6 protein-coding genes are annotated in these 10629 nt (G+C 69.5%); 4 read left to right on the forward strand and 2 right to left on the reverse strand.

Annotated elements, in window-relative coordinates; all coding sequences use genetic code 11:
• Nucleotides 1-167 precede the first annotated feature (167 nt).
• From K6753_RS09255 to K6753_RS09270, 4 genes are all read left to right on the forward strand, one after another.
• Entirely contained in the window at nt 168-842 is a 675-nt protein-coding gene (locus K6753_RS09255; protein ID WP_319936663.1) for an RNA polymerase sigma factor, read from the forward strand.
• Nucleotides 839-1825, forward strand: a complete 987-nt coding sequence (locus K6753_RS09260) for a FecR family protein (protein ID WP_223676176.1) — start codon at nt 839-841, stop codon at nt 1823-1825. The genes K6753_RS09255 and K6753_RS09260 overlap by 4 nt, the downstream gene beginning before the upstream one ends.
• A 155-nt stretch (nt 1826-1980) precedes the next feature.
• Entirely contained in the window at nt 1981-4770 is a 2790-nt protein-coding gene (locus K6753_RS09265) for a TonB-dependent receptor plug domain-containing protein (RefSeq protein WP_223676177.1), read from the forward strand.
• Nucleotides 4771-4928: 158 nt separating this feature from the next.
• Nucleotides 4929-8141: an autotransporter domain-containing protein gene (locus K6753_RS09270; RefSeq protein WP_223676178.1), complete on the forward strand. Its 3213-nt coding sequence runs from the start codon at nt 4929-4931 to the stop codon at nt 8139-8141.
• A gap of 582 nt (nt 8142-8723) precedes the next feature.
• On the opposite strand, the gene tsf is transcribed toward K6753_RS09270, so the two are convergent.
• Both tsf and rpsB read right to left on the reverse strand, forming a co-directional pair.
• On the reverse strand, nt 8724-9593 hold the full coding sequence (gene tsf / locus K6753_RS09275) for a translation elongation factor Ts (protein WP_223676179.1): 870 nt from the start codon (nt 9591-9593) through the stop codon (nt 8724-8726).
• Nucleotides 9594-9743: 150 nt separating this feature from the next.
• Nucleotides 9744-10616: a 30S ribosomal protein S2 gene (gene rpsB, locus K6753_RS09280; protein WP_223676180.1), complete on the reverse strand. Its 873-nt coding sequence runs from the start codon at nt 10614-10616 to the stop codon at nt 9744-9746.
• Nucleotides 10617-10629 lie beyond the last annotated feature (13 nt).

The raw sequence follows: 10629 nt of genomic DNA on the forward strand, positions 1-10629 counted from the left end.
ATGGATCCGGGCCTGCCGCCGATACATGTGAAGGCGTGGCCGCTGTCCGGAAGCGTCGGGCACCGGAGTGCGTGCTACAACACGCCCCGGCCGGCCCGGGACGCCGCGCATGGGGTGGCATGGGTGATGGCGGCTCGCGTGGGGCCGTCGTGCCGGTGGTTGTCGCCATGAGCCGCGCGCTGCATGTCGTGCCGCTGTCTGATGTGTTGCCTGACCCTGGAGTGCCTGTTGTCGACCCGCGTGCCGCTGTCCGTTCGCGTTCCACGACCGAGCTGCAAGGCCGCCGGGTCGCGCGTATGACGCCGCCGTGCGCCGACGCCGCGGGTGGCGATGGGTTCGAGGCCTTCCTGCAGGCCCAGCGCCCGGTGCTGGTCGGCTACCTGTGCAGGCGGGTGCAGGAGGAGGACGCCAAGGACATCGCGCAGGAGGCGTTCGTGCGGATGTTGCGTTACCGCGCCTACCCACGCGACCAGCTCAAGGCATTGATGTACCGGGTCGCCACCAACGTACTGCTGGACCGCGCCCGCCGCGACCGCAGCCGTGGGGCGCCAATGCACGTGAGCCTGGACGCCGACCACGATGCGATGGCGTCGGACGAGCCGGCGCACGAAGAGCGCGTGGAATCCCAGCAGGCCCTCGTCCTGGTGCGGGCCGCCATCCTGCAGCTGCCCGAGCGGTGCCGCGAGGTCTACCTGCTCAACCGGATCGAAGGCATGAGTTACACCGAGATCGCCCGCCACTGCGGTATTTCCGTCAAGGCGGTCGAAAAGCACATCGGTCGGGCGCTGCGTGACCTACGCGAGCGCCTGGCGCAGCAGGAACGCCCTGGAGGCGAGCGATGAACCACACCTCCGCGTCCGACGGGATCGCGAACGAAGCCGCGCACTGGGTGGCCCGGCTGGAGTCGCCCGCATGCGAGCCGGCCGATCGTGCCGCGTTCGAGGACTGGCTGGCCCAGTCCCCGGCCCACCTTGCCGCGTACCTCGAAATGGAGCGGCTCCACGCCGATGCCGCGGCGCTGGCGGGCGACGACCTGCTGCGCGCCGCCGCCCGCCGCGCGCGTCGCAGCGCGGTGTCGTCGCACCGCCCGCGCCTGCTGCGCACGCTGCCGGCCATTGCAGCCACCCTCGCGATCGCCGCCGGTGCCGCCTGGTGGGGGCTGCGGCCCGTGCCCGTGCCGGTCGCCGGGGTCGCGCACGTGACCGGGGTGGGCGAACAGCGCACGGTGGTGCTCGACGACGGCACCCGCATGACGCTCGACACCGACACCCGCGTGGAGGCGCGCTTCGATGCCGACGCACGGGCCGTGGTGGTCGAGCGCGGGCGGGTGCAGTTCGAGGTCGGTCGTGACCCCGCGCGCCCGTTCCGCGTGGAGGCGGGGCCGGGCGTGGTACGCGACATCGGCACGACCTTCCAGGTCGTGCGGCGCGGCGACGCCGTCCAGGTCGCGCTGCTCGACGGCGTGGTCATGGTCGATGGCGCTGGCCGCGAGACGGTGACCCTCGCCCCCGGGCAGCAGATAGAGGTGGAGGCCGCCGGCGACGTCGGCATGGCCGCGCCGCTGGACACGGTTGCGGCGGCCGGATGGCCGAAGGGCGAACTGGTCTTCCAGCAGCGGCCCCTGGCCAGCCTGCTTGAGGAGATGAACCGCTATTCCGATACGCGGGTGCGGCTGGCCGACCCGGCGCTGGGCGAGATCCGCGTCAGCGGCGTGTTCCACATGCACGACCAGGCGGCACTGGTGGCGGCGCTGGAGCAGGGCTGGGCACTGCGCGCGCGCGAGGTCGAAGGCGGCGACATCGTCCTGGAGCCGCCGGCGGGGTAGTCCGTCCGACGCGGCGCGGCGCGTTCATCGTTGCGCGGCGATGGGGGCTCTCGTAAGGTGCGGGGCCGTTTGTCCCGCGCCCCCGGTTAATGGCCTGGACCCGTTTCGCGCTCGCCATTTCCGGTGTGCTCTGCGTTACCGGCTTGACCACTCCGATGCCCGCCCTGGGTGCGGGGGATGGCGGCCGCACGCCGGCGGGGCGGGTCGCGTTCGATATCCCCGGTGGTGAGCTCGGGCTGGCGCTCGAGCGCCTGGCCACCCAGGCCGGCCTGCAGCTGCTGTACCGCCCCGAACTGGTCGAGGGTCGGCGCGCGGCGCCATTGCGGGAAAAGCTGACGCCGGCGGCAGCGCTGCGACGGTTGGCCGGTGCGGCCGGCCTTCGCGTCGAAGCGGTCAACGGCAACACCTACGTATTGAGTGCGCGCGCGCCGGCACCGGCCGCGCCCGCGCCCGCGGCCACGGCACGCGCGGCACGGCCGACGCGCATGCCGGCGCCGATTCCCACGGTGTACGTGACCGGTACCCATATTCCGCGCAGCGACATCGGCGCGGTGACGCCATCGCCGGTGACGCTGATCAGCCGTAGCGAGATCGAGGCCAGCGGCCATCAGACGCTGTTCGAACTGCTGCGCGCGCAACCGGGCATGCTCGGCCACCACCCGGTCGCGGTCGCATCCGATGGCGGTGCCGGCATCCAGCAGCCGTTTGCGGCCGCCGCCACGACCAGCCTCAACGCGCTGGGGCCGCGTGCGACGCTGTTCCTGGTCGACGGCCGGCGCGTCGCCAACTACGGATTGATCTCCTCGGAACTGGGCGGCCTGGCGGATCTGGATGCGATCCCGCTGACCATCGTCGAGCGGGTGGAGATCCTGCGCGGCGGCGCATCGGCCATCTACGGCGCCGATGCGATGGCGGGCGTGGTCAACATCATCCTGCGCAAGCGACAGGACGGGGGTGAGGGCGTGGCCCGCCACGGTGTGTCCAGCCGCGGTGATGCCGCCGAGTCGCGGTTGTCCTACAGCCACGGCATGGAAACTGCAGAAGGTGGAGAAGTGTTGCTGGGCGTGGATGCATTGCACCGCGACGAACTGCTGGGCAGCGCCCGGGCGTGGCGCACGATGGATCACAGGCGGCATGGCCTGGGCGACCGCCGCATCCCGCTGGGTTACCGCGACTACGACCTCAACCTGCTCAACCGCCAGTGCGCGCACGCACCCGCGGACGTGGCCGGCGAGTGCCTGCTCGACATCCCACGCTTCACCAGCCTGCAGCCGTCCAGTCGGCGCTGGTCCGCTTACGGGCACCTGGGGCAGCCATTGGCGGACGGCGTCGACCTCACCGTGGACCTGCGCGCAGGCGCCGCGGACCAGTCCCTGACCAACGCGCCTTTCCATGCGCGCATCGCGATCCCCGAAGGACATCCCGACTACCGGCCCGACACCGACCTGGATTACGCGTTCTTCGACATCGGCCCGGTTCGCAGCCACAGCGACACCCGCACGCTCGACGGCACCGTTGCGCTGTCGGGTTGGCGTGGGGCGTGGGGGTGGAGCGCGGCGCTGTCGCACCACCACAACCGGGTCGATGCACGCATCGACGGACTGGTGCAGTACACACAGTTCGACCGCGTGACCGACGAAGGCGGCTACCGCTTCGATGGCACGCCCAATCCACCGGAACTGCTCAGCGCGCTGTCGCCTCCGCTGTCCACCCGGGGCGAAGCCACGCTGCAGCAGTTCGGGGTCGACCTGCACGGCCCGTGGTTCGCGCTGCCGGGTGGGCAGGCGCGGATCGCCGCCGGACTGGAGCTGCTGCGCGACGTGCTGGAGCACCGCCCGGACCCGCTGATGGTCGAGCACGACATCGCGCTCGGCCCGCAGAAGGTGCCCGTCGACAGCCAGCAGCGCGGTGCCGGGCTGTACGCAGAGGTGAACCTGCCGGTATCGACCCGATTGCAGGTGGACCTGGCCGCGCGCGTGGACCAGCGCGAGGGATACGGGCGGCGCTGGTCGCCCAAGGTTGGCCTGAAATGGAGCCCGTTGGACGGACTCACCCTGCGCGCGAGCGGCGCGACCGGCTACCGCGCGCCCTCGCTGTTCGAGACGCGCCGGCCCAGCGTGGTCGACGAGCTGGACCTGGTGCCCGAGACCCCGGGGCTGGCGCCGTGTGCCTACGTGTTCGCGTTCGGTCCGGACGAGCGCTACTGCCTCATCGGACGCAGTGCGCGCGAGAACCCCGATCTGCGCCCGGAAACATCGCGCAGCCATACCGTCGGACTGGTCTGGGCGCCGGCCGCGAATTTCAGTGCCAGCCTCGACCACTTCCGCATCCGTCGCAGCAACGAGATCCTGCCCGGCAGCGCAACCGATGATCCGGGGGCATTCCCCTTGTCGCTGGTGCGCGACGAGAACGGCGAGCTGATCGGCATCGATGCCTATTTCGCCAACGTGGGCCTGACCGACGTCCGCGGCTGGGAACTGGACCTGCAGGGCTCCTGGGATACGGCGCAGCTGGGGCGCTACACGGTCCGGCTGGCCGGGCATTACCTTGATCGTCTCGAGCGCCAGGCCGTGCCGGGGGCGCCGCGGCAGGAGTTCGCCGGATACCAGACACCCGACCGCAGTGCGCTCGGCTACGTCCAGTGGCGCCGGTCCGGGTGGCAGGCGACGCTGTCCGCGCGCGCGCTCGGGCCGGTGAAAGCGGGCGGGCCCGTCGACGGGTGCCCGCGCCTCAACCGCGAGGCCGGCCGCTGCCGAACGCCGGGCTGGACGAGCTTCGACCTCGACGTGGCGTACAGCTGGCCGCACTGGCGTGTCGCGCTGAACATGCGTGACCTGACCGACCGGGCCCCGGTGAATTACGACGTCGACCGCGGCGGCTACGACATCGCCCTGGACGACCCGCGTGGCCGCTTCTACCTGCTGAGCCTGAGCCGCGACTTCTGATCCGACGCCCTCCGCCGGTTCCCGAAAAAAAACGGGAGAGGGTAGGGGGGTGGCGTTGCACCTGCGTTACCGCTCCCGATGCCTGCGCCACGCGCGGGCCGACACCGCCGCCGGCATACCTGCCGGCGCCATGTTCGATCCAGGGGAGAAAGGTCTAGATGCAGCGCAAGCAGAAGGGTTCAGCAGTTCGCCGCGGCGGTTCGCGTGGCCAGGTCCGTTCCGTCCTGTCCAAGGCGATCGTCGGCGCACTGCTGCTGGGCAGCATGGGCGTGGCGGTGGCGCAGCAGGCACCGCAGTACGACGAGCAGGGTCAGGTTGGCGACGCCGACAGCTGGAAGACCGACGAATTCAAGGCCGATTGGGGCCTGGAGGCCATCGGCGCGCACCATGCGTATGCGCGCGGGCTGACCGGTCGCGGGGTGCGCGTAGGCGTGCTGGACGGTGGCTCGGCACTCGCGCACGGCGATTTCGCCGACGGCGACCATCGTGCGATCCGCATGGCCGATCCCGGGTGCGAGACCGAAGTCTTCAACGGCCCGGGCGCGTGCTATGCGGCCGATGGTGACCAGGCGGGTGTCGACTACTTCCACTACACCGACGACGACCGCGCCTTCGTGCAGTTCCTCATCGACATCGGCTACCTGATCCCGGAAGCCGGCGAGATCCTCGAGTCGTGGGCGGGCTTCGCCTACAACACACACGGCACCCACGTGGCCGGCAGCATCGCCGCGAACCGCAACGGCTCGGGCACCCACGGCGTTGCGTTCGGTGCAGACATCACCTCCGCGCGGATGTTCTCCAACAGCTACATGGACCTGGACGCGCTGCTCGGTTTCGGCGGAGAGTCGTACTCCATCGGCCCCGGCGATGCCGCGTTCGCGGATGTGTTCTCCCAAATGGCCGCGCAGGGCGTGCGCGCTATCAACCACAGCTGGGGCCTGTCCCAGGAGCCGACCACGGCCGAGGACATGGACTGGCTGTACAACGCCCCGGGCGTCGCCGAGTACCTGTCGATCTTCACCGACGCCGGCACGCGCGACGGGATGATCCAGGTGTGGGCCGCCGGCAATGCGTCGGGCAACATCGCCGGCCTCTACGCGACCCTGCCGCGCTGGGTGCCGGAGGCCGAGAAGTACTGGCTCAGCGTCGTAAACATCAACCAGACCGGTGAAATCGACGGCAGCTCCAGCACCTGCGGCCTGTCGATGGACTGGTGCCTGGCGGCGCCGGGTACCGACATCACCTCGACGGTCATCGGCGGCGAGATCGACGGCGAAGTGGTCTATGACGAGAACGGCAATGTCGTCGGCCTGGATATCACCTCGCAGGATCCGGAGTATGGGCACGGCGACCTGACCGGTACGTCCATGGCCGCCCCGCACGTCACCGGCGCCCTTGCGCTGCTGATGGAGCGCTATCCCTACCTGGACAACCCGCAGATCCGCGACGTGCTGTTGACCACCGCACGCGACCTGGGCGCGGAGGGCGTGGACGCGATCTACGGCTGGGGCCTGATGGACCTGGAGAAGGCCATCGAGGGCTACGGCCAGTTCCGTGTCGACACCGACGTGGTGATGAACCAGCGCGCCGGTGGCACCAAGGTCTGGGAAGGCCTGGCGTGGGACGACTGGACCAACGACATCGGCGGCCCGGGCCGCCTGACCAAGTCGGGCATCGGCTGGCTCCGCCTGAGCGGCGACAACACCTTCAACGGTGCCACCGTGGCCGAGGGCATCCTCGAGCTGGACGGCGAGAATGCGCTGGCCGGCAATGTCGATGTGGACGGAGGCGTGCTGATCCTCAACGGATCGCTGGTCGACACCGACCTGGCCGTCAGCGACGGCTCGGCGCTGATCGAGGGCCAGCAGGTCGGTGGCAGCACGTATGTCGGCGTGGACGGCCGGCTGCTCGGCAACGGCACGCTGGGCGATACGACGGTTGATGGCGTCATTGCACCCGGCACGTCGCTGGGTACGTTGACCATCGATGGCGACCTGGTGCTGTCGTCCACGTCGACGTACGAACTGGAAATCGCACCGCCGGATGCGTCCGACAGCATCCATGCGACCGGGACCGCGACGCTCGAAGGCGGCACGCTGCAGATCGAGCAGGCGCCGGGCGAGTACCTGCTGGGCCAGTACTACGAGTTCCTTTCCGCCGACGGCGGCGTAAGCGGCCAATTCGGCACGATCGATGCCTCGTCCATCACGCCGTTCCTCGACTTCAACCTGAGCTACGGTTCCAACAGCGTTGCGTTGGACGTGGTGCGCGGCATGGCACTGGCCGAGGCTGCGGTCACCGCCAACCAGCGCGCGGTCGGTGCGTCTGCCGATGCGCTGGCCATGGACCACGTGCTGGCGCAGCGCCTGACGCAGCTGTTCCCGGAGCAGGCACTGCCGGCGCTGGACAGCCTGAGCGGCGAGCTGCATGCCAGCGCCCGGTCGGTGCTGGTGGACACTCAGCGCCACGTCCGCGAGGCCGCCTTGGCCCGCGCGCAGGCCGGCACCGGTGCGTTCGCGCCGATGGCGGCAGGCGAGGCCGGCTCGGCAGCGTGGATCGAAGTGCTCCGCAGCGGCGGTGCCCTGCAGTCCGACGGCAATGCCGGTCGCGTCGACTACAGCGGCAGCGCCACGCTGCTGGGCGTCGACCACCGCTTCGCCAACGGCTGGCGCCTGGGCGTCATGGGCGGCATGGATCGCAACGACATGGCCGTGGACGGCCGTGGCAGCGAGGGCGACATCACCGGTCGCCACGTCGGTCTCTACGCCGGCCAGGCGTGGGGCGGACTCGGCCTGCGCCTGGGCGTGACGCACGCGCAGAGCGAAGTCGACGTGCAGCGGACGGTCGCCTTCCCCGGCGTGCAGGACCAGACGCATGTCGAGTACGACGCCCAGTCCAACCAGGCGTTCGTCGAGGCCGGCTACCGGTTCGCCGCCAGTGCGTGGGAGATCGAGCCCTACCTGCAGTACGCCCATGTGTCCTACGACACCGACGGCTTCCAGGAAGAGGGCGGCGTGACGGCGCTGAGCGGCGAGAGTGCGGATGGCGACGTTGGCCTGGCCACCGCCGGCGTGCGTTTCAACGTCAACCTCAAGGGTGCCCGGCAGGACGAGAGCTGGCTGAGCCTGCGCGGCGGCCTGGGCTACCGCGATGCCAGCGGCGACCTGTCGCCGGCGGCGACGGTGGCCTGGTCTGGCGGTGATGCCTTCGTGGTCCGCGGTGCACCGCTGGCCGACAGCGCGACCGTGGCCGAGCTCGGCTTCGGTGCCCGCACCAGCGAGGCCAGCCTGTTCGAGTTGACCTACAGCGGCCAGTACGCCGACGAGGCGCGCGACCACGGCCTCAACGCCCGCTTCTCGGTGCAGTTCTGATCGGGGAAGGGTTCTGACGCACCCCGCGTAACAGGGGTCGGGCGGAAGCATTCGCCCGGGGTGGCGCCAGGGATGGGCGCCACCGACCAGGGACGGTCAGCTCCTGGCGCACGCGGAACTTCGGGGTCCGCTGCGCCGGGAGCTTTTTTTTTTTTGATGCCATTGCAAGGGGGGCACCGGGCGCGCCGTGTAGGAGCGGCTTCAGCCGCGATCCTGTGGAAGCGACGTAAGTCGCGACCGGGAGGATCACGCAAGTAAGCGAGCAACATGCGCGTCGCTCCTTCAGGTGCCGATCTGTAGGGCGGTCGATCTCCGCTGGGGCCTCTTCCTGTCGAATCGTTCCCGTGCAGGGATACAGGCGGGTGGGGATGGTCCAGGGGTGCGCATTGCGACCACGTCGATCCGGCAGAACTCATCGTGCAGGACGGACTGGCTGGACGGCCGCTGCGCGAGTGCGTCCGGGTCGCGGCTGAAGCCGCTCCTACATGGAGGGTGGCGCCAGCTGCACGGCTGCAGATCGAAGCGCACAAAAAAGGCCGCGGAGATCCGCGGCCTTCTTCGTTACTGCTATGGCGCGATGGCTTACGCCAGACCAGCCTGCTTCATGACTTCGGCGTGGAAGTCGTCGGCCTGCTTCTCGATGCCTTCGCCGACGGCCAGGCGTACGAACTGCAGCACCTCTGCGCCGGCGGCCTTCAGCGCGGCCTCGACGGTCTGGTTGGTGTCCAGCACGTAGGGCTGGCCGGTCAGGCACAGCTCGTTGACGGTCTTGGCGACCTTGCCGGAGATCATCTTCTCCAGGATGTCGGCCGGCTTGCCGGTGTCCTTGACCTGGGCCAGGGCGATTTCCTTTTCCTTGGCGACGAAGTCGGCGGGGACGTGCGCCGGCGAGATGTACGGCGGGTTCATCGCCGCGACGTGCATCGCCAGGCCACGGGCCAGGTCGGCATTGCCGTTCTTGACCTCGACCAGCACGCCGATGCGGCCGCCGTGCACGTAGGCGCCGATGGTGTTGGCGCTGTCGATGCGGGCCATGCGGCGGACCTGCACGTTCTCGCCGACCTTGGCGATCAGAGCCGAACGCGACTCCTCGACGGTCTCGCCCGAGGCCAGCTTGGTCGACTTCAGCGCGTCGATGTCATCGGCTTCGAGTGCGGCGTTGGCGACGGCCTCGGTGAAGGCGACGAAGTTCTCGTCCTTGGCGACGAAGTCGGTCTCGGAGTTGATCTCGACCAGCACGCCCTTGCCGTCGGCCTGGGCGGCGACGATGCGGCCTTCGGCGGCGACGCGGCTCGCCTTCTTGTCGGCCTTGGCCAGGCCCGACTTGCGCAGCCACTCGGCCGCGGCGTCGATGTCGCCGTTGTTCTCGGTGAGCGCCTTCTTGCACTCCATCATGCCGGCGCCGGTGCGCTCGCGCAGTTCCTTCACCTGGGATGCGGTGATTTCAGCCATGGGGATCTACCTCGATGTTCGTGATGTTGTAGGAGCGACGTAAGTCGCGAATCACCGGCGCCGACGAAACTCCGGGTCGCGACTTACGTCGCTCCTACAAAGGAGCTGGAACGCGGCCGCGCAGCATGGCGCGGCCGCGTGACACGGGTCTTACTCGGCCTTGGCTTCGGTCTTCGCGTCGGCCTTGGTGTCGGCAGCGGCTGCCTCGCCGTCGGTTGCCGGCTCGTCGGCCTTCTTGGCGGCGGCCTTCTTGGCCGGTGCGCGGCGGGCCGGCTTGTCCTTGGCGGACTCGTCGCCGGACTCGGCGAAGTCCTCTTCGCGGACGCTGCCCGGGGTCGGGGCGGCGGCCTTGCCTTCCAGCACGGCGTCGGCGGCGGCGCGGGCGTACAGCTGCACGGCGCGGATGGCGTCGTCGTTGCCCGGGATCGCGTAGTCCACCAGCTCCGGATCGTAGTTGGTGTCGACCACGGCCACGACCGGGATGCCGAGCTTCTTGGCTTCCTTGATCGCGATGTCTTCGTGGCCGATGTCGATCACGAACAGCGCGTCGGGCAGGCGGTTCATTTCCTTGATGCCACCCAGCGAGGCTTCCAGCTTGTCGCGCTCACGGCGCAGGTTCAGCACTTCGTGCTTGACCAGCTTCTGGAAGGTGCCGTCGGTCTCGGCGGCTTCGAGTTCCTTCAGGCGCGCGACCGACTGCTTCACTGTGCGGAAGTTGGTCAGCGTGCCGCCCAGCCAACGCTGGGTCATGAACGGCATGCCGCAACGCTCGGCCTCTTCCTTCACGGCCTCGCGCGCGCTGCGCTTGGTGCCCAGGAACAGGATCATGCCGCGCTTCTGGGCGATGCCCGAGATGAAGTTCATCGCGTCGTTGAACAGCGGAACCGTCTTCTCGAGGTTGATGATGTGGATCTTGCCGCGGGCGCCGAAGATGTACGGGCCCATCTTGGGGTTCCAGTAGCGGGTCTGGTGGCCGAAGTGGACACCGGCCTCCAGCATCTGGCGCATGGTGATCTGGGACATCGTGGTAGAGCTC

The sequence above is a fragment of the Novilysobacter selenitireducens genome, assembly GCF_020026895.1.
GTDB lineage: Bacteria > Pseudomonadota > Gammaproteobacteria > Xanthomonadales > Xanthomonadaceae > Lysobacter_C > Lysobacter_C selenitireducens.